The sequence below is a fragment of the Ochrobactrum sp. WV_118_8 genome (assembly GCF_039631535.1).
In the GTDB taxonomy this organism is placed as follows: Bacteria; Pseudomonadota; Alphaproteobacteria; order Rhizobiales; family Rhizobiaceae; genus Brucella; species Brucella anthropi.
Genome location: NZ_JBDIUZ010000002.1, coordinates 1,339,765 through 1,359,139 on the forward strand (window position 1 = coordinate 1,339,765; position 19,375 = coordinate 1,359,139).

Consider the following 19,375-nt stretch of genomic DNA (forward strand, 5'->3'; position numbering starts at 1 on the left):
GCCATGATGTAGTCACTTTGTGATTGACGCAATAGCGACATAAATGTAGCTTTTATGAAGTTAACTACATTATGGAGCTATAAAAATGACCCATAACCGCACCAGTACGCCCACCAGCATCCGCATTCCTGCCGACCTGAAGGAATGGCTGGAAACCCGCAGCATCCGGAATTTCCGCAGCATGAACGCTGAGCTGGTCGCCATCCTGTCCGCCATCCGCGAAGGAGAGGCGCGCGGCGCCGGCATCGAAAAATTCGCCAACCCATCCGGCATTCCCGGCGACACGCCGTTGCTTGAAGAGGCCAGCCGTGTCTGAAGGTGCTCTTTCAAAGTTACCGCCCCAGAAGCACCGCAAGGGACTTCAGTTCGCCAAGAAGGCCCAACAGTTGGCGGACCCGCCTCACAAGCCGGGATCGGCCCACATGCTCACCGAGAAGCAGGCCGCTGAATTTTTGGGCGTCTCGATCTTCACCATTCGCCGCAGGCGAAAGGAAGGGAAAATCGGGGCATACCCTATCGGCGGCAAGTTTTTCTACAGCATCGAACACCTTGAAACCTATCTGAAGAGTATTGAGTTATGCCCGAAGAGCGCTTCCAAATCGGAGAATACTTCCTCACCCAGCACTCCAACTCTCCCGTCTACAAAGCCGGATGGTTTGACGCTGAAACTGGACAAACACGCCGCGCATCTCTACGCACTAAAGACCTTGAAGAAGCAAAAGTAGCGCTATACGAGTTTGTTCAGGCTCGCATGAAGCCGAAGGACTTCGACACGGCGGACATGCCGCTGGGCACGGTCCTGACCCGGTATTACGAACAGCACGCAATCAACCTGCCGTCTGAAGAGGCAGCACGTCATGCCCTTGTGCATTGGCTTGAGTTCTGGGGGCCGACTACAGTTTCCGAACTTGGCATCGAACGGCAGGAGGAGTTTGTTGCCGCCCTCAAGGCCAAGGGCCTCAAGAACAGCTACGTGAGCCGTACCTTGTCCGTGGGCCGCGCTGCCGTGAACCGGGCGTGGAAACGTGGCGAGATCAAATCCGCCCCCTTCATCACGGACGTGTCCGACCGCAGCGACCGGAAGGAACCCTGCCGGCTCGACAAGAGCGAAATGCGCCGGTTCCTAACGACCGTTCAGCAGTGGCCGCACCTCTTCACGTTCTGCATGATCATGCTGAACACGCTGTCGCGCCCGGAAGCCGTACTTGAGCTTACTCCGGCCCAGATCAATATAGAGGACAGGCTTGTGCGGCTGAACCCGAAGGGCCGGAAACAGACGAAGAAGTATCGTCCGACAGTGCCGCTTACAGACACGCTCTTGCCGTTCGTCCGGACAACCGAAGTCCCGGTGTTCGTCATGTGGAACGGCAGGCAGGTGAAGAGCGTGAAGAAGACCTTCGCGCTTGCCGTAAAGCGGGCAGGGCTGTCATCCGAGATCACGCCTTATAGCCTCCGGCACACCATGGCGAAGGAGCTTCGCAAGAGGGCTGTCCCCGTATGGGAGGTAAAGGGAATGTTGGGCCACCGCGTTCCGGGCGTGACGGAAGAGTATGCCGAATACGCCCCGGACTATCTGAGTAAGGGCAGGGAGGCCATCGACGCCTATTTCAAGGAATTGAACCTGTCTTACACGGTCCGAAGCTCGCCAGCGTGTCAGTAGCGTGTCAGTTCCCTAAAACGGAAAAAACCCGCCAAAGCGGATTTCTCAACGTTATCAGGGGTCCGAATGGTGGGCGTGACAGGGATTGAACCTGTGACCCCTACGATGTCAACGTAGTGCTCTCCCGCTGAGCTACACGCCCATTCGATGTGGCGCATACACCATATCGCGTTGCGCCCGTCAATGCCCTTTTATGAAGTTTTTTCGTCTTTTTGTTGATGACAAAACAAAGGGCCGCAAATCAGTGGGATCGCCTCAGGCGGCGATCAGCATTTTTTCTATTTCGTTCACCAGGTCACGCAGGTGGAACGGCTTGGAAAGCACCTTTGCGTCGCGCGGCGCGTCCGAATCGGGGTTGAGGGCGACAGCGGCGAAGCCCGTAATGAACATGATCTTCAGATCCGGGTCGATTTCTGTCGCGCGCCGCGCCAGTTCGATGCCGTCCATTTCCGGCATGACAATATCGGTCAGCAGAAGGGAGAAAGGCTCTTCCTGCAATCTTTCATAGGCACTCGCGCCGTTGTCGAAGTGCGTCACGTGATAGCCGGCTTTTTCCAACGCCTTGACGAGGAAGCGGCGCATATCATTGTCATCTTCAGCTAGAAGGATTCTCTTCATTGTTCCGTCCGAATTCTGTGTCGTGTTCATCGCCCAAAAGCTGACCCTTAACGACTCAATATCCACCGTAGAAAACGCTTCTTTGGTAAATATGGAATGAATGCTCGCGCGAATGTTAATTGTTATGGCGCGTATTTGGCAACAAGCTGTTTAGTGTGACAGGATTGTCGCATATGCACGCCATGCAAAGGCCGGAAGATTCGGCTGCCAGCCATTTGCACGCATGGGCCGCCTGACGTAATTTGTTATAATACTGACGTGGATCGTCGTCGAATGGCCTGGATGTTCTGGCCGAAAACGGGTGAAGAATGAGTTTGGAGCGCGATTTTAGTCTGATACCGCCCTTCGAGATATGCGCTCCGGCGGAACAGCGCATTCCGTTCGTCTTCAATTCACCGCATAGCGGACGCTATTACCCGCATTCTTTCGTCGAAGTGTCGCGTCTCGACGCCTTGAGCATACGTCATTCGGAAGACTGTTATGTCGATGAGCTTTTTGCTTCCGCCATGCGGCTCGGTGCGCCCTTGCTCAAGGCGCATTTTCCGCGTGCGTTTCTCGATGTGAATCGCGAAGCCTATGAACTCGATCCGCGCATGTTCACCGAGCCATTGCCGCCTTTCGTCAATAGCCAGTCGGCGCGCGTTGCAGGCGGGCTTGGCACGGTGCCGCGTCTGGTCGGTGAGGGTCAGCTGATTTATCCGGGGCGCATTCCGCTCGCCGAAGCATTTTACCGTATCGAAGACCTCTACAAGCCTTACCACCAGACGCTTGATGCACTGCTTCAGTCCACCCGTCAGCGTTTCGGTTATGCGGTTCTGATTGACTGCCATTCGATGCCCGGCGGCGCACGGCCCGGCGAAGTCGGATCGCGTCCGGATTTCATCGTCGGTGATCGTTTCGGTCGCTCGTGCAGTGAAAGGCTGACGCAGGCTGCCATCGATCTGCTGCAGGATCTGGGCTACACTGTTGCGCACAACAAGCCCTATGCGGGCGGGTTCATCACGGAGCATTACGGGCGGCCTGCCATGGCGTGTCATGCCCTGCAGATTGAAATCAATCGCAGTCTTTATGTGAACGAGCAGAACCTGCATAAGCTTGCCGGTTTCGAAACGCTCTGTGCCGATCTGCATGGGTTTCTGAGCGACCTGACATCCCTGCCGGACGATCTCTTTATCGCGCCGCCTCTGGCCGCAGAATAATCCGTTCCGACGAGCGCCTCTCGCAGATAAAAAGAACCGCGCCCGAACGATACGAGCGCGGTCAAAGACTAGGGAGGAAATGCCCCGAAAGGCATCGACAGGAAAACCTGTCTGGGATTTAAGTTACGTCCGAATGGCGGTAACGTCAAGAAAATGCGCATATTTTTTGAGCTAATTTCATTATGCTCATTATGTAGGCAAAATTAGCATGGTTTGCATAAGTATGCGCCATGTGTTGGAAACAGGAGTTCGGGGTTGCTGATCGATAAGGCATTTTTTTCCGAAGTGGCTGCAGCGGCAGCTGCTCAGACGCTTCCGCGTTTTCGTCAGCTGACGGAAATCGACAACAAATATAGCGTTGGTTTCGATCCTGTGACTGAAGCGGACCGGGCGGCGGAGCGTGCGATTCGTGCTGTTATTGGCAGTGTTTTTCCCGACCATGGTATTCTTGGGGAAGAATACGGGCCGGAGAATATTGACCGCAGCCATGTCTGGGTCATCGATCCCATTGATGGGACCCGTGCTTTCATTTCCGGCCTGCCGGTCTGGGGCACGCTTTTGGGACTGACTGTCGATGGCGATGCCACGGCGGGAATGATGTCGCAGCCCTTCACCGGCGAGTTGTTCTACAGCGATGGTAATGGTGCTTATCTCGCGCGTAATGGCGGCGAAGACGCGCCTCGCCGTCTGTCGGTGCGCAAGAATGCAACCTTGGCCGATGCAACGATGTTTACGACGACGCCTGCTCTTTTCAAGGGTGAAAGCCGCAAGGGATTTGATCGGCTGGAAAGCGCGGTGCGTCTGTCCCGCTATGGGGTCGATTGCTATGCCTTCGCCATGCTGGCAAGCGGCTTTGCCGATATCGTGGTTGAAGCGGGTCTCCAGCCCTATGACATTGTCGCTCTCATTCCGCTGATTGAGCAGGCTGGCGGTGTGGTGACGCAACGCGATGGCAGCCCGGCGGAAAAGGGCGGCGATGTCGTGGCAGCTGCTTCTCCTGAACTGCACAGGGCAGCGCTTGATTTGCTGAATAGCTGATAAGAGCATTTCCAGCAAAAGTGCGAAGCGGTTCAGCGTCGGATAATGCGTAAAAACAAACATTTAGAGCGATTTCAATGCTTCTACCGCAGGCGAAATCGCTCTAAATACCGGAGGCCAGGGGCTCAATGGTCTCCGGCATGGTTTCGACCTCTGACGAGCCCGGAATGAAGGCATCGAAGGCGGCCCAGAGCTGCTCACGATAAAAGTCGGCTTCCTGAAGCATCTCATGACGTGCGCCGGTAATTGTCGTCAGTGAGACATTGCGCGTGCGGGCGACAAAACGTTCGATCACCGATGTGGAAACCACGCGGTCTGCGCCAGCGGCAACGATGAGGACCGGTACTGTGGGTCCATTATAGAAATCCGGCTGATTGATGCGCCGAGACGTTTCGAGAGCGCTCCAGAGCCACCGGGCGGTCGGACCGCCAAGCGCAAGATCCGGGTGAAGGCGTGGAATTTCCATATTACGCATGAAGCGTGCCGGGTCGCTGGTCAGCGGATTGCCTGCAAAGGGACGCGAAGCCAGTCTGCGTCCGCCGGATGCGTAAACTTGGCCGAGGCCGAGCCATCGAAAGGCGGAGGCGATGCGGCGTACATTGTCATCGCTGAGCCTTTGCCCATCAAGCCCCATGAAGGGCGCGCACAGCACCATGCGGCTGATGCGCGATGTCAGTCTGCCCATCGAAGAAAGCGCCACAAGCGCACCGGCGGAATGGCCGAGAATGTAGAAGGGCGGGGGACAGTCAGGCAAGGCGATCTGGTCAAGGATAAGGTCGAGATCGTCGGAATAGTCTTCGAAACTGCGGACATAGCCGCGCTGGCGGTCCTTCAGCAACCGGTGCGAGCCGCCTTGTCCGCGCCAGTCGAAAGTTACGACCGTGAAGCCGCGCGCGGTCAGATCGGTCATGGTTTCGAAGTATTTTTCGATGAATTCGTTACGTCCCTGAAGCAGGACCACTGTTCCCCGTATCGGTTTCGCGTCGGCTTTCAGAATGGCATAGCGCAGGGTCTTGCCGCCCTTCGCTTCAAGCAGTCCGGCTTTAATCCCGTGCGGAATCGGATTCGCATCGGTTTCGAAAAGTAGTTCCGACATCCGATTGCGAACCTTTCTGCTTCAGATTGGGATATGGGGCTCCAGCATAATGGGGCAATTGATGATAAAAAGTAACCGGAAGTTCGAGAACGAACTTCCGGCTCAAAGAACAGCCGATGCAAGGGACGTTACACCAGCTGGTCTGTAGAGAAAATTTGAAGAAGGTGCTCAGTATCCGCCAGGGCGGCGTTCACCGACAATACGGCCTGAATAGGCATCGACCATGACGATGACGCGGCGGCCGTTCGGCCTTGTGGCGCGCACGAAATAGGTGTCGCGGTTAAGGCGCATGTCGCCGACATCATAGCCGCGGCGTTCCAGCGAGCGTGCGATACGACGCGGTCCCATGATGTCGCGACGACCATAATCGTCGCCCCAGCCCGGGCGGCGATCCGGGCCACCATCCCAATCAGGGCGTGGACCCGGATATGGACGCGGCGGACGATAGCCGTCATCATCGTAATATTGAATCTGAACGCGCAGGCCGCTATCGGCTGCAAGGGTGGGTGTCGCAATCCCTGTCGCGACGGTAGCAAGTGCGGCAAAAGCGAGAACAGCTTTTCTCATAACCGTGATCCTTTAATGAACCCGCTTTGCAGCAGGCATGGTGGGACATTAGCCCCAAGCGGCTGAACGCTCGCCAAAGATGATGTTCATTTTGGGTTCATTGTGCGGCGAATCCCCCAAAATGTAGGCCCCTATTGATCAGGAGTTATTACGCGGCGTGACAGCCCGTGTTTCGCGAGCTTCGCGCGCACGCGGCCTTGAAATGAAAAAGAACCGTTCCCAAATGAGTTTTGCGGCCGCCTGGAAGGGGCCGCCGGCATCAAGGAATTCGCCATAAGGGAGTTTCGCCGCCGTGTATGGTCCCGAATGCGCTCAGCGCTCTTCGGAACAGATCATGCTGAAACAAGCATCATGTCGCTCTAAAGGAGGGCTAATACATGCGTCACGTAGATTTTTCCCCGCTCTATCGTTCCACGGTCGGTTTCGATCGGCTCTTCTCCATGCTTGATACGCTCGCTTCGCCGGAAGGTAACCAGTCCTATCCGCCGTATAATATCGAGCGCACGGGTGAGAACACCTATCGCATCACCATGGCGGTCGCGGGCTTTTCCGAAAGTGAACTCGAAATCGAAGCGCATCGCAACCTGCTGACGATCAAGGGTCAGAAAGCGGATGAAAATGCTTCCGATATCGGTGAAGTTCTCTATCGTGGTATCGCCTCACGTGCTTTCGAGCGCCGTTTCCAGCTTGCCGACTTCGTTGAAGTGGCCGGTGCGAGCCTCAAGAACGGTCTCCTGCACATCGATCTCAAGCGCGAGATTCCAGAACAGATGAAACCGCGCAAGATCGAAGTTGCCAAGGCTGGCTCCGACAGCGCTCAGCAGATCGAGGCGAAAACCGCGCATTAAGCTTGGTTGAGAATGAATAAGAAAAGGCGGTGCTTGAAGCGCCGCCTTTTTCATTTTGACAGATACGAAAGAGCGTCAGGCGATCAAGTCGGCGAACCGATCGACATCTTCTTCCGTGTTGGCGAAGCTCGTCACAAAGCGGGCGAAAATTTCGCCGTCGCTGATGCGGTTCACTTCCGAATGCGGCGGGTTCCAGTCGTAGAAAATCGCTCCGGCATTGCGCAGACGGTCATAGACCGACTGTTTCATGATGGCGAAGACCTCATTGGCTTCCGGCTTCCAGGCAAGGCGCATCTGGCTCGACGCATTGATATGACCGGCGAGGCGCGCGGCGAGCGCATTGGAGTGGCGTGCCAGTTCCAGCCAGAGATCGTCTCGCAGGTAAGCATCGAATTGCGCTGCTACAAAGCGTGTCTTGGAAAAGAGCTGTGCTGCGCGTTTGCGGATGAACGGTAGGTCCTTGGCGCGGGCCGGGTCCATGAAGACCAATGCTTCGGCGCACCAGCAGCCGTTTTTCGTACCACCGAAGGAAACGATGTCCACGCCCTGTTTCCAGGTCATTTCGGCTGGTGTCATGTCCAGCGAAACAAGCGCATTGGCAAAGCGTGCGCCGTCCATATGCAGTGGCAGACCGGCATCGCGGCAGATCTTGGAAATGGTGGCGATATGTTCGGGCTGGTAGAGCGTACCAACTTCGGTCGCCTGCGTGATGCTGACGGCCATGGGCTGCCCAGCATGAACGAAAGCCGGATTGAACCGCTTCAGTTCGCGCTTGAGAAGTTCGGGGTCGATGCGGCCATGCGCGCCGTCAATCGGATGCAGACGTGCGCCGCCGGTGAAATATTCAGGCGCGCCGCATTCATCCTCGATGACGTGCGCTTCGCGATGCACCAGCGAAACGCCGCCCGGACGGTTGACGCTGGCCAGCGCCAGCGAGTTGGCGGCCGTTCCGGTGCCGACGAAAAAGACGGCCACTTCGCGCTCGAACAATTCGTTGAAGCGCTGCTCGACGCGCTTGTCGAGTTCGCTTGCGCCATAGGCTGCCGCAAAACCTGCAGCATGCAACGAAAGGCTCTCGGCGATTTTCGGGTGGGCGCCTGCCCAATTGTCTGACGCAAAATGCACGTGTTCCTCCAGATGGGTTGAATGGGCTGTCGCACAGTCGATGTTTCTATAACCTGTCTGACAGAAGCGGTTAAGGTCCGGCTTGCGCGAAAAATGTCATCAACATGCCTATTTTTTAGGCATTCAAGGGGCAGGCAAAAGCGCGCCAAACTGACGCAATGGCCACTAAACGCAATTAAAATCCAGTAAAATCACAGCTTTTGATATTTTATTACGGAAGCTGCTGAGAAAAATTGCGTTTCCATCTTGTGAGGCAATTTGAATTCTGTCATACATAATTAGGACAGCAATGCTGTCCAATTAAACGCTGATGCAGACGGAAGCGACACAACGCTCTCCGAAAAGTTTCAGAAAGAGGCGCCGTACTGGCAGGCACATAGCCTGGCGGTAACAGGCGCCCCGACCGCGACAGGAGGAATTCTAGTGCGCCATTTTCTGGTGGGCTGAGTGTCGTCTGTCCAAGCCTGATGAGAATAAGGCGCTAAACATCGTTCCTCGCACCGGCTTTGCCGCTCGCCCGGGACCTCGTCCAACGCCTTGTCGATAAGGCTTCCTTTATACGTAAAGCAACGGCGGGATGGTTGTCGCACCATCTCGGTATATACTGATCGCGCACCTCATGATGAGGGCCAAACGGAGGGAATGACGATGACGCATTTGACGCCATCTGTATCGAATGTGGTTTCTCACAACGTACAGAACGGAACGGTCAAAGCTGCGACGACCGCTCCCAACCGAACGACGCGAAAAACGACAGCGGCGGGTTTGCCCGCAGCGCAAGGACTTTACGATCCGCGCAACGAACATGATGCGTGTGGCGTTGGCTTTATTGCGCATATGAAGGGCAAGAAGTCGCATCAGGTCGTTGAAAACGGCCTCAAGATGCTGGAAAACCTCACCCATCGTGGTGCGGTTGGTGCCGACCCGCTGATGGGCGATGGCGCCGGCATTCTCGTGCAGATTCCGGATCGCTTCTTCCGCGAGGAAATGGCGCGCCAGGGCATCGATCTGCCGCAGCCCGGTCATTACGGCGTCGGCTATCTGTTCATGCCGCGCGATCCAGAATTGCGTGCCCATATTGAAGAGATCGTCAAGGAAGTCATCGCTGCCGAAGGCCAGACCTTTATCGGCCTGCGCGAAGTGCCTGTCGACAATTCGTCCCTTTCCAAGGCGCCGGATATTGCCGCAACCGAACCGTTTCACGTTCAGGTCTTCATCGGACGCAATCCGATGCTGGAGACGGATGACGATTTCGAGCGCCGTCTGTTCGTTCTGCGCAAGGTCATTTCCAACCGTATCTATCAGGAAAATGACGGCGACGATAAGGGCTTCTATGTCGTGTCCATGTCGGCGCGTACGGTCGTCTACAAGGGCATGTTCCTCGCTTATCAGGTCGGTGCCTATTATCAGGATCTGAAAGACCCGCGTTTCGAAAGCGCGGTGGCGCTGGTGCATCAGCGCTTCTCCACCAACACCTTCCCGTCCTGGCGTCTGGCGCACCCATACCGCATGGTTGCGCATAACGGCGAAATCAACACGCTGCGCGGTAACGTCAACTGGATGGCTGCACGTCAGGCTTCGGTGGACTCGGAACTGTTCGGCAACGACATTTCCAAGCTCTGGCCGATTTCCTACGAAGGCCAGTCGGACACGGCTTGCTTCGACAATGCGCTCGAATTCCTGCACCAGGGCGGCTACAGCCTTGCCCATGCGATGATGATGCTGATCCCGGAAGCATGGTCAGGCAACAAGCTGATGTCGGATGAACGCCGCGCGTTCTATGAATATCATGCAGCACTGATGGAACCATGGGACGGTCCGGCAGCGGTGGCTTTCACGGACGGTCGCCAGATTGGCGCGACGCTCGACCGCAACGGCCTGCGTCCGGCGCGCTATATCGTGACGGACGATGATTTCGTCATTCTGGCTTCGGAAGCCGGTGTTTTGCCGGTCGAGGAAAAGAAAGTCGTCAAGAAGTGGCGTCTCCAGCCAGGCCGCATGCTGCTGATCGATATGGAAGAGGGCCGCATCGTTTCGGACGAGGAAATCAAGTCCCAGATCGCGCAAAAGCACCCTTACAAGCAGTGGCTCGCCAACACACAGCTCATTCTGGAAGACCTCAATCCGGTCGAACCACGTGCGCTGCGCAAGGATGTGAGCCTTCTCGACCGGCAGCAGAGCTTCGGCTACACGCAGGAAGATACCAAGCTGTTGATGTCGCCCATGGCCACGACCGGTCAGGAAGCCATCGGTTCGATGGGTACGGATACGCCGATTTCGGCTATGTCCGACAAGTCGAAGATGCTGTTCACCTATTTCAAGCAGAACTTCGCGCAGGTCACCAACCCGCCGATCGATCCGATCCGCGAAGAACTGGTGATGAGCCTTGTCTCGTTCATCGGCCCGCGTCCGAATATTTTCGACCTTGTCGGCACGTCACGCCGCAAGCGTCTGGAAGTGCGCCAGCCGATCCTGACCAATGGCGATTTGGAAAAGATTCGTTCCATCGGCCACACGGAAGACCGCTTCGACACCAAGACGCTCGACATCACCTACAATACGGGTGAAGGGGCAGCCGGTATGCACGGCGCCATCGAACGCCTTTGTGACCGTGCCGAAGCGGCTGTTCACGGTGGCTACAACATCGTCATCCTGTCGGATCGTCAGGTTGGTCCGGATCGCATTCCGATCCCGGCGCTGCTGGCGACGGCAGCCGTGCACCATCACCTGATCCGCAAGGGCCTGCGCACTTCGGTCGGTCTGGTGGTGGAATCGGGCGAGCCGCGCGAAATACATCATTTCTGCTGCCTCGCTGGCTACGGTGCCGAGGCGATCAATCCTTATCTCGCCTTCGACACGCTGCTCGACATGCATCGCCGTCGCGAGTTCCCGCCGGAAGTGGACGAGGATGAAGTGGTCAAGCGCTACATCAAGTCCATCGGCAAGGGCATGCTCAAGGTCATGTCCAAGATGGGCATCTCGACCTATCAGTCCTATTGCGGCGCGCAAATTTTCGATGCCGTCGGTTTGCAGACGGGCTTTGTCGACAAGTTCTTCTTCGGCACGGCAACGAGTATTGAAGGCGTTGGTCTCGATGAAATCGCGGAAGAAACCGTACGTCGCCACACCGACGCTTTCGGCAGCGATCCGGTTCTCCTGACCTCGCTGGAAGTTGGCGGTGAATATGCCTACCGTATGCGCGGCGAGGCCCACCTGTGGTCGCCGGATGCAGTCGCCAGACTGCAGCATGCAGTGCGCACCTCCAACCCGGAGACCTTCACGGAATATACACGCATGCTCGACTCCAAGTCGGCGCAGGCAAAGACCATTCGCGGCCTGTTCAATATTCGTTTCGCCGAAGAGCGCGGCCTGAAGCCGGTTTCCATCGATGAGGTCGAACCGGCGACGGAAATCGTCAAGCGTTTCTCGACAGGGGCAATGTCGTTCGGCTCAATCTCCAGAGAAGCCCACACAACGCTGGCCCGCGCCATGAACGCGATTGGCGGCAAATCGAACACCGGCGAGGGTGGTGAGGAGCCGGATCGCTTCTATCCGCTGCCGGATGGCAAGCCGAACCCGGAACGCTCTGCCATCAAGCAGGTGGCTTCTGGCCGTTTTGGTGTGACGACGGAATATCTGGTCAACTCCGATCTGATCCAGATCAAGGTTGCGCAGGGTGCAAAGCCGGGTGAAGGCGGTCAGCTGCCGGGTCACAAGGTCGATGCGACCATCGCCAAGACCCGTCACTCAACACCGGGTGTCGGCCTCATTTCGCCGCCGCCGCACCATGACATCTACTCGATCGAAGATCTGGCGCAGCTGATCTATGACCTGAAGAACGTCAATCCTGCTGCCGATATCTCGGTCAAGCTGGTGTCGGAAGTGGGTGTGGGCACGGTTGCTGCCGGTGTTGCCAAGGCGCGTGCCGACCATATCACCGTGTCGGGCTATGATGGCGGTACGGGCGCTTCGCCGCTTACCTCGCTGAAACATGCCGGAAGCCCCTGGGAAATTGGCCTTGCCGAAACCCACCAGACGCTGGTGCTGAACGGGCTTCGCTCCCGCGTGGCATTGCAGGTCGATGGCGGCTTGCGCACCGGTCGCGACGTCATTATTGGCGCGCTGCTCGGTGCGGATGAGTTCGGTTTCTCGACCGCTCCGCTGATTGCTGCCGGTTGCATCATGATGCGCAAGTGTCATCTGAACACCTGCCCGGTGGGCGTGGCAACGCAGGACCCGGTTCTGCGCAAGCGCTTCAAGGGGACGCCGGAACACGTCATCAATTTCTTCTTCTATCTGGCGGAAGAGGTGCGTGCCTTGCTTGCCGAGATGGGCTTCACCAAGCTGGAACAGATTATCGGCGAGACCGAGTTTCTGGAAAAGCAGGCCATGATCGACCATTGGAAAGCCAAGGGTCTCGATTTCAGCCGCATCTTCTACAAGCCTGAAGCCGAGAAGCACGAAATCTACTGGACCGAGCGTCAGCATCACCCGATTGAGGATGTCCTTGATCGCAAGCTGATTGCCGAGGCTATGCCCGCACTGGAAGACCGCCAGCCGGTCAAGATCGACATCGATATCAAGAATGTCGACCGTTCTGCCGGTGCGATGCTTTCCGGCGAAGTTGCCAAGCGCTTCCGCCACAAGGGTCTGCCGGAAGACACCATCGCCGTTACGCTCCGCGGTACGGCTGGCCAGTCTTTCGGTGCGTTCCTGGCGCGCGGCGTCTCGTTCGAGCTGATCGGCGATGGCAACGACTATGTCGGCAAGGGCCTTTCGGGTGGCCGCATCGTCATCCGTCCACCGGAAGACACGCGTATCGTTGCCGAGGACTCCATCATCGTCGGCAATACCGTGCTCTACGGTGCGCTTGAAGGCGAGTGCTACTTCCGCGGCGTTGCAGGCGAACGTTTCGCCGTCCGCAACTCCGGCGCGGTTACGGTTGTCGAAGGCGTGGGCGACCACGGCTGCGAATACATGACCGGCGGTGTCGTCGTGGTTATCGGTCAGACGGGTCGCAACTTTGCGGCCGGTATGTCGGGCGGCGTCGCCTACGTGCTTGACGAGGAAGGCGATTTCGCCCAGCGCTGCAACATGGCGATGGTCGAACTGGAACCGGTTCCGGAAGAAGACGACATCCTCGAAAAGCTGCATCACCATGGCGGCGACCTCATGCACAAGGGCCGTGTGGACGTTTCGGCCAACATGACCCATCATGACGAGGAACGTCTGGTGCAGCTGATCGCCAATCATCTGCATTACACCGGCTCGACGCGGGCGAAAGATATTCTCGACAATTGGGAGAGCTATCGTCCCAAATTCGTGAAAGTCATGCCGGTCGAATACCGCCGTGCTCTGGAAGACATGGAGCGTATGCGGATCGGTGTCGCGGCTGAATAGGACATGATCCTGAAAAGTGGAACCCGGCCTTTGGGTCGGGTACCCTTAGCCACATGAGAGATAACAACGCCCTTGCATGCCAGCGCATTGGAAGATGATGCGGCAGACAGGGCAACTTCCGGCAAAGCCGACCACGCGCTGGTCGCAGGCCGAGGGGAGTAAGAGAATGGGTAAGGTAACTGGTTTTCTTGAAATTGACCGGCAGGTAGCGAAGTACCAGCCGGCGTCGGATCGTATCCGTCACTTCCGCGAATTCACCATTCCGATGACGGATGGCGAAGTGCAGAAGCAGGCGGCGCGCTGCATGGATTGCGGCATTCCGTTCTGCCATGGCCCGACGGGCTGTCCGGTGCACAATCAAATCCCGGACTGGAACGATCTCGTCTATAACAACAATTGGGATCAGGCGATCCGTAACCTGCATCTGACCAACAATTTCCCGGAATTCACGGGTCGCGTTTGCCCGGCCCCTTGCGAGGAAGCCTGCACGCTGAACCTCGAGGATACGCCGGTTGCGATCAAGACGGTCGAGCAGGCATTGGGCGACAAGGCCTATGAGCTCGGCCATATCGTGCCGCAGCCAGCCGCCAACAAGACAGGCAAGTCGGTTGCCATCATCGGCTCTGGCCCGGCTGGCCTTGCCGCTGCGCAGCAGCTGGCCCGTGCTGGTCACATGGTTGATGTTTATGAGCGCGAAAGCCGCCCCGGCGGTCTGTTGCGTTACGGCATTCCTGATTTCAAGATGGAAAAGCACCTCATCGACCGCCGCGTCGCGCAGATGGAAGGCGAGGGCGTTCGCTTCCTGTGCGGTGTGAACATCGGCGTCGACAAGCCGTTGCGCGGTCTCCTCGATACCTATGATGCCGTGCTTTACAGCGGTGGCTCGGAAACGCCGCGCCCGGCGGGTATTCCGGGTGCAGATTTTGAAGGCGTGCATGATGCCATGCCTTATCTGGTTCAGCAGAACCGCCGCGTCGGGCGCGAAAATATCGAATCCGTTGCCTGGACTTCGGCTCCGATCCTGGCAGGCGGCAAGCATGTCGTTGTGGTCGGCGGTGGCGATACCGCCTCGGACTGCGTGGGCACGGCGTTCCGTCAGGGCGCGGTCAATGTCACTCAGCTTGATATTCGTCCGCAGCCGCCGGAAAAGGAAGACAAGCTCAGCGTCTGGCCTTATTGGGCGACCAAGATGCGTACCTCTTCCAGCCAGGCGGAAGGTGCTTCCCGCGAGTTTCAGGTGGCAACGCTGGAGTTCATCGGCGAAGACGGCCGCCTCACCCATGTGAAGTGCTGTCAGGTTGATGAAAAGCGCAAGCCGATTGCCGGAACGGAATTCTTCATCAAGGCCGATCTGGCCTTCATCGCAATCGGTTTTGCCGGACCGGCAGAAGACAGCGTGGTCAAGGAACTGGGCGAAAAGCTCGACATCGTGACCGACCGTCGCGGCTCCAAGTCGGTCAAGGCCAATGAGCGTGACTACCGCACCAATGTCGACAAGCTCTATGCAGCCGGTGATGTGCGCCGCGGCCAGTCGCTGGTTGTCTGGGCAATCCGCGAAGGCCGTCAGGCAGCGCACGCCATCGATGCTGATTTGATGGGTAGTTCCGTTCTACCGCGCTAAGAGAGACCCAAAGAAATGAAAAGCCCGCCAGATTGGCGGGCTTTTTGTTTTTAGCCTTGGCTGCGTCGCGACTTCATCACCAGATACGCGACGGCGAGAAGCACGAACCAGAGCGGCGTGACTTTCAGCGCGGCTGCAGTGTCCGGCTCTTGCGCCAGCGCCCAGAGAATGAAGGCGAAGAAAGCGAAGACCATCACGACGGCTGCGCGTCCGCCGGGCATCTTGAATGTGGACTTTTCATGCAGGTCCGGGCGCTTGCGGCGATATTGCAGGTAAGACGCCAGAATGATCGACCAGATGAAGATGAAGAGTAGCGCCGAAATCGTCGTGACGATGGTGAAGGCTTCGATGATGCTTTGGCCAGCATAAAGCAGAACCACGCCTGCGAGCAGGAAAACGCACGAGAAGAACAGCGAATTGACCGGTACTTTCCGCTTGTTCAGCTTGCCGAGCGCCTTCGGCGCGAGTTTGGAAGTGGCAAGGCCGTAGATCATGCGCGAGGTCGAGTAGATGCCGGAATTTGCGCTCGACGTTGCCGAAGTCAGCACGACGAAATTCACGACATGGGCTGCAATGCCGAGACCGGCAAGCGAGAACATGGCGACGAACGGGCTCGAATTCGGGTCGACCTGATCCCAGGGAATAACGGTAATGATGACGAATAGCGCGCCGAGATAGAACAGTACCACGCGGATCGGGATGGAATTGATTGCCTTGGGCAGATTGCGCTCCGGGTCCTTGGTTTCAGCGGCGGCGGTGCCAACGAGCTCGATGCCAACGAAGGCGAAAACCGCGATCTGGAAACCGGCAACGAAGCCGAGGAAGCCATTGGGGAAGAACCCGCCATGGTTCCACAGATGGGCGACCGATGCCTGACTTCCATTCGGAAGCGTAAAGCCGGTCGAGAGCATATACACGCCCGCGATGATCAGCCCGACAATGGCGACGATCTTGATGAGGGCAAACCAGAATTCGATTTCACCGAAATTGCGCACGGTCGGCAGATTGAGCGCCAGAAGCGTGAAGATCAGTCCGAGCGCCGGTATCCAGAGCGCCAGTTCCGGGAACCAGAACGAGACGTAGCCCGAAACGGCAACCACGTCGGCCACACCGGTCACAATCCAGCAAAGCCAATAGGTCCAGCCGGTGAAGAACTGTGCCCACGGCCCTAGGTAATCGCCTGCGAAATCCGCAAAGGAGCGATATTCGAGATTGGACAGCAGGATTTCGCCCAATGCGCGCATGACGAAGAACAGCATGAAGCCGATCACGGCATAAACCAGCAGGATCGAAGGGCCTGCCAGCGAAATGGTCTTGCCCGAACCCATGAAAAGGCCGGTGCCGATGGCGCCGCCAATGGCGATCAGCTGCAGGTGTCGGTTGGACAGATTGCGTGCAAGATGGGGTTCCTCCTCCCGATGTGGATCGACAGAAGGCTTTGATGCGATATTCATTCAAACGCCTCTTGTTTCTGGCGGACGCTGGAAACTACTCCCGCTCGCGCGAGGAAAAGCGCCCTTCCTGTCCAGCCTTTTCAGGCAGACGGTGCCTTCTGATAGACGATGCGAACGCTCCTGTGAACAGCGCAGAATGTAGCAATTAGAATCATATCAGATAGAGAAAGGCGCGGACTATCAATCAGCTGATAGCTCAATCCTATTGAGGAGCGGCAATAATTTAGGGATTTGAGCTCTTTTGTGGCCAGGAAAAGTCGTCCGCTCGTCCGGGTGAAGGTTTGCTCTCAGTCCGGGCTGGCCGTGTGGCTTGCGGACGCGCTGTGATGTTGCCACCAAGCAAAACGCCGCTTTCGTCCTTATCAACGTCCCGAATGCTGACCGGTGCCACGCGATCAACCGGCTTGGACGGGTCATGCGTGCCTGCTGCGGGCAGGGGCTGGTCCTCTTCCTTTGCGCCGCCGAGATAGGCGCGAAGCGGCTTTTCCGCATAGAAGGCGAGCTTGCGCTTGCCTGCCGAAGTTATGTTGATGCCGTCATTGCCGCGCAGACGCGCGGTCTGACCGTTAATATCGAAACCGGTCTGGGTGAAATTACCATCCTCATCGACAAAACCATCCCAGACATCGGCAAATTTTCCGCCCGCCTTTTCAGTGGCGGTGCGATAGATTTCATTGAGCGCCAGCATATCTTGCGACATGCCTTTCGGGCGAAAGGGTGGCTGCCCTATCCACACCAGAGGAAAATGCTTGTCGTTGATCACCTTGATGAAGGCGGCGACGCGCTTTTGATATTCTTCATTCCATTCCGGGGATCGGGCTGGCAGACTTAAGCCTTTCTCGGTGATTGCCTGTCTGTCGTTGGAACCGATCATCACGACGACAGCAGCCGGTTTCTCCTCGTCCAGTATCTTGCCGATATTGTCGGGCCAGTCGAAATGATCGTTGCGCACAAAGCCGGAGGAGCCATTTATCCGGGTTACAACCTGAAGATCGGGGTCCGACGCGAAAGCAACATCAAGGCCTTCGGCCAGACCGTTGCCGATGAAATCACCGACAACAAGAACCTTTTTGGCATCTGGCTTTTTCTCGACGAACTCGACTGCCGGGGTCGCAGCCGGTGGTGGCGTCGGTCGTGAAGCGGGAGAGGTGGTCTTGGGCCGCTTCGCCTTTGGCCGGGCGCGTTGTGGAGCGGGCTGCTGATATTGGCGCTGTGGCTGTGCCTGCCGCGAGCCGAACAAGAGATCGAAAAGCGTGCGCGGACGTTCCTGTGCAGAAGCCGTGACGATGCCTGAGAACAGCAGAGCTGCGACTGCCAGCAGGACGCCAGCAGCGTTCACCATTCGTCTCCCAATCCGATTTTCGCGCATCAGTCTTGCCTTCATGGCCTGTATATTAGCTTGGCTGTTTGGAAAAACAAAATGGGGCGCACTTGATCAGAAGCGCGCCCCATTTGATAATTTAACCCGACAGTCTAGCGACGGCGCAGGACCGACAGAACTTCCTTGCTCGGATGACCGTCCGGCTGAAGTCCGTTGCGCTGCTGGAAGGCTTCGATTGCCGCCCGCGAAGTGGAGCCGATCTTGCCATCGATATTGCCGTCATAATAGCCGAGCGCTTTCAGATGCGTTTGCAATTCCTGCCTCTCGTCCATGGTAATCGGCGTGAATGGGCGATTCCAGTCCTGACGAAGTCCCTGATAGCCGCCGATGCGGTCGGCAAGCAGGCCGACAGCAAGTGCGTATTTGTCGGCGTTGTTATAGCGCTTCAAGACGAAGAAATTCTTTGTCATCAGGAAGGCGGGCCCCTGACGGCCATCCGGCACTTTCAGCGTTGCTTTTTCGCTCGGATCGGGGAAGGCGCGTCCGTTGGCACGAACGAGACCGATCTTCTGCCATTCGGCAATCGAGAGTGAGCCGGAAGGGAACTTGCGTCCTTGTGGCAAGGCTACTTCGTAACCCCAGCTACGGCCTGGCTGCCAGCCATTGCGATGCAGGAGGTTGGCCGCTGTGCCCAGCGCATCTGGGATCGAATTCCAGATGTCACGCTTGCCATTGCCATCCATATCGACGGCATAAGCCTGATAGCTCGTCGGGATGAACTGTGTGTGGCCGAGCGCACCGGCCCAGGAACCGGAAAGATGGCCGCGGTCAATATCGCCGGTCTGGAGAATCTTCATTGCAGCAATCAGCTGTGTGCGGCCATATTTGGCGCGACGCTGGTCTGCATAGGCAAGCGTTGCCAGCGAACGGACGGCATCGCGCATGACGTCATCACGCTTGAGAATTTCGCCGTAATTGCTCTCCATCGACCAGATGGCGAGCAGGATATTGCGATCGACCGAGAAACGCTGTTCGATGCGCTGGAGCCACGGACCCCATTTGCGCGCCATGTTCTGGCCGACCGAAACGGAATGTTCGTTCACGCGGTTATCGACGTAGTTCCAGACTGGTTCGGTGAATTCGGGCTGATAGCGGGCCTTCTGCAGCACGACCGGGTCTGGCGCATCCACGCCGCGAAATGCGCGGTCGAACGTGGAAGGCGAAACACCTGCATTTATGGCGACAGGGCGAAAACTGGCGACCCATTGGCGAAATTTCGCATCAGCCAGTGCGGAACCGGTCGTCAGCGTTGAGGCGAGCACAGCTATCGCAACCGTTGCAGCTGCTTTCAGCTTCATCGTCTGGCCCACCGTGAATGGAAATCGCAGCATTCTGTGTTTCCCTTCTGCAATCAAATTTAGCCGATAC

Annotated in this window: 15 protein-coding genes and 1 tRNA gene; 8 read left to right on the forward strand and 8 right to left on the reverse strand. The window is 57.2% G+C overall.

The features are described 5' to 3' along the window. Positions 1-85 precede the first annotated feature (85 nt). From ABDF71_RS20275 to ABDF71_RS20285, 3 genes are read left to right on the forward strand one after another with little or no spacing between them, the layout of a single operon-like run. Complete coding sequence (locus tag ABDF71_RS20275) at positions 86-316, forward strand: Arc family DNA-binding protein (protein WP_258125005.1); 231 nt, start codon at positions 86-88, stop codon at positions 314-316. After that, positions 309-725, forward strand: coding sequence for a helix-turn-helix domain-containing protein (locus tag ABDF71_RS20280; RefSeq protein ID WP_258125006.1), 417 nt, complete (start codon positions 309-311; stop codon positions 723-725). Before ABDF71_RS20275 ends, ABDF71_RS20280 begins: the two co-directional genes overlap by 8 nt. 26 nt (positions 726-751) lie before the next feature. Further along, a complete protein-coding gene (locus ABDF71_RS20285) occupies positions 752-1,660 on the forward strand; it encodes a tyrosine-type recombinase/integrase (protein ID WP_258125007.1) in 909 nt (302 codons plus the stop codon). 67 nt (positions 1,661-1,727) lie between these two features. Here the strand turns inward: ABDF71_RS20285 and ABDF71_RS20290 are convergent. Both ABDF71_RS20290 and cpdR read right to left on the reverse strand, forming a co-directional pair. Next, a tRNA-Val gene (locus tag ABDF71_RS20290) sits at positions 1,728-1,802 on the reverse strand. A gap of 113 nt (positions 1,803-1,915) precedes the next feature. Beyond that, positions 1,916-2,278 carry a cell cycle two-component system response regulator CpdR gene (gene cpdR / locus ABDF71_RS20295; RefSeq protein WP_002966536.1) on the reverse strand — a complete coding sequence of 121 codons (363 nt, stop codon included), beginning with the start codon at positions 2,276-2,278 and terminating at the stop codon, positions 1,916-1,918. 308 nt (positions 2,279-2,586) lie between these two features. Between cpdR and ABDF71_RS20300 the strand changes: the two genes are divergently transcribed. Then, complete coding sequence (locus tag ABDF71_RS20300; RefSeq protein ID WP_258125008.1) at positions 2,587-3,477, forward strand: N-formylglutamate amidohydrolase; 891 nt, start codon at positions 2,587-2,589, stop codon at positions 3,475-3,477. A gap of 255 nt (positions 3,478-3,732) precedes the next feature. Beyond that, entirely contained in the window at positions 3,733-4,515 is a 783-nt protein-coding gene (hisN, locus tag ABDF71_RS20305; RefSeq protein WP_012093570.1) for a histidinol-phosphatase, read from the forward strand. Between the two features lie 103 nt (positions 4,516-4,618). On the opposite strand, the gene ABDF71_RS20310 is transcribed toward hisN, so the two are convergent. After that, entirely contained in the window at positions 4,619-5,611 is a 993-nt protein-coding gene (locus tag ABDF71_RS20310) for an alpha/beta fold hydrolase (protein ID WP_012093569.1), read from the reverse strand. A gap of 168 nt (positions 5,612-5,779) precedes the next feature. Next, the gene (locus ABDF71_RS20315) at positions 5,780-6,178 is read right to left on the reverse strand and encodes a hypothetical protein (RefSeq protein ID WP_010660659.1); all 399 of its coding nucleotides are present in this window, start codon (positions 6,176-6,178) and stop codon (positions 5,780-5,782) included. A gap of 377 nt (positions 6,179-6,555) precedes the next feature. Here ABDF71_RS20315 and ABDF71_RS20320 point away from each other — a divergent pair, with 377 nt between their 5' ends. Then, the gene (locus tag ABDF71_RS20320) at positions 6,556-7,026 is read left to right on the forward strand and encodes an Hsp20 family protein (protein ID WP_010660660.1); all 471 of its coding nucleotides are present in this window, start codon (positions 6,556-6,558) and stop codon (positions 7,024-7,026) included. A gap of 75 nt (positions 7,027-7,101) precedes the next feature. On the opposite strand, the gene ABDF71_RS20325 is transcribed toward ABDF71_RS20320, so the two are convergent. Next, positions 7,102-8,151 (reverse strand): threonine aldolase family protein, encoded by a 1,050-nt coding sequence (locus tag ABDF71_RS20325; RefSeq protein ID WP_043062000.1) that lies wholly within the window; start codon positions 8,149-8,151, stop codon positions 7,102-7,104. A gap of 648 nt (positions 8,152-8,799) precedes the next feature. On the opposite strand from ABDF71_RS20325, the gene gltB reads away from it, so the two are divergent. Together gltB and ABDF71_RS20335 are read left to right on the forward strand one after the other, a co-directional pair. After that, positions 8,800-13,551 (forward strand): glutamate synthase large subunit, encoded by a 4,752-nt coding sequence (gene gltB / locus ABDF71_RS20330; RefSeq protein ID WP_010660662.1) that lies wholly within the window; start codon positions 8,800-8,802, stop codon positions 13,549-13,551. A gap of 166 nt (positions 13,552-13,717) precedes the next feature. Continuing rightward, positions 13,718-15,172: a glutamate synthase subunit beta gene (locus tag ABDF71_RS20335; protein WP_010660663.1), complete on the forward strand. Its 1,455-nt coding sequence runs from the start codon at positions 13,718-13,720 to the stop codon at positions 15,170-15,172. Positions 15,173-15,222: 50 nt separating this feature from the next. Here ABDF71_RS20335 and cycA read toward each other — a convergent pair whose 3' ends face one another. The 3 genes from cycA to ABDF71_RS20350 form a co-directional block, all read right to left on the reverse strand. Then, a complete protein-coding gene (cycA, locus tag ABDF71_RS20340) occupies positions 15,223-16,626 on the reverse strand; it encodes a D-serine/D-alanine/glycine transporter (RefSeq protein ID WP_258125010.1) in 1,404 nt (467 codons plus the stop codon). 223 nt (positions 16,627-16,849) lie between these two features. Next, complete coding sequence (locus ABDF71_RS20345) at positions 16,850-17,995, reverse strand: SGNH/GDSL hydrolase family protein (protein ID WP_029929777.1); 1,146 nt, start codon at positions 17,993-17,995, stop codon at positions 16,850-16,852. A gap of 104 nt (positions 17,996-18,099) precedes the next feature. Further along, entirely contained in the window at positions 18,100-19,338 is a 1,239-nt protein-coding gene (locus tag ABDF71_RS20350; RefSeq protein ID WP_012093563.1) for a lytic murein transglycosylase, read from the reverse strand. Positions 19,339-19,375: the final 37 nt, after the last annotated feature.

What these genes read in the sequence shown, in the direction of transcription:
- ABDF71_RS20345 (WP_029929777.1), bottom strand. Translation starts at nt 17,995, where the DNA reads ATGCGCGAAAATCGGATTGGGAGACGAATGGTGAACGCTGCTGGCGTC.
- ABDF71_RS20320 (WP_010660660.1), top strand. Translation starts at nt 6,556, where the DNA reads ATGCGTCACGTAGATTTTTCCCCGCTCTATCGTTCCACGGTCGGTTTC.
- ABDF71_RS20275 (WP_258125005.1), top strand. Translation starts at nt 86, where the DNA reads ATGACCCATAACCGCACCAGTACGCCCACCAGCATCCGCATTCCTGCC.
- ABDF71_RS20300 (WP_258125008.1), top strand. Translation starts at nt 2,587, where the DNA reads ATGAGTTTGGAGCGCGATTTTAGTCTGATACCGCCCTTCGAGATATGC.
- ABDF71_RS20285 (WP_258125007.1), top strand. Translation starts at nt 752, where the DNA reads ATGAAGCCGAAGGACTTCGACACGGCGGACATGCCGCTGGGCACGGTC.
- cycA (WP_258125010.1), bottom strand. Translation starts at nt 16,626, where the DNA reads ATGAATATCGCATCAAAGCCTTCTGTCGATCCACATCGGGAGGAGGAA.
- cpdR (WP_002966536.1), bottom strand. Translation starts at nt 2,278, where the DNA reads ATGAAGAGAATCCTTCTAGCTGAAGATGACAATGATATGCGCCGCTTC.
- ABDF71_RS20310 (WP_012093569.1), bottom strand. Translation starts at nt 5,611, where the DNA reads ATGTCGGAACTACTTTTCGAAACCGATGCGAATCCGATTCCGCACGGG.
- ABDF71_RS20350 (WP_012093563.1), bottom strand. Translation starts at nt 19,338, where the DNA reads ATGCTGCGATTTCCATTCACGGTGGGCCAGACGATGAAGCTGAAAGCA.
- ABDF71_RS20335 (WP_010660663.1), top strand. Translation starts at nt 13,718, where the DNA reads ATGGGTAAGGTAACTGGTTTTCTTGAAATTGACCGGCAGGTAGCGAAG.
- gltB (WP_010660662.1), top strand. Translation starts at nt 8,800, where the DNA reads ATGACGCATTTGACGCCATCTGTATCGAATGTGGTTTCTCACAACGTA.
- ABDF71_RS20315 (WP_010660659.1), bottom strand. Translation starts at nt 6,178, where the DNA reads ATGAGAAAAGCTGTTCTCGCTTTTGCCGCACTTGCTACCGTCGCGACA.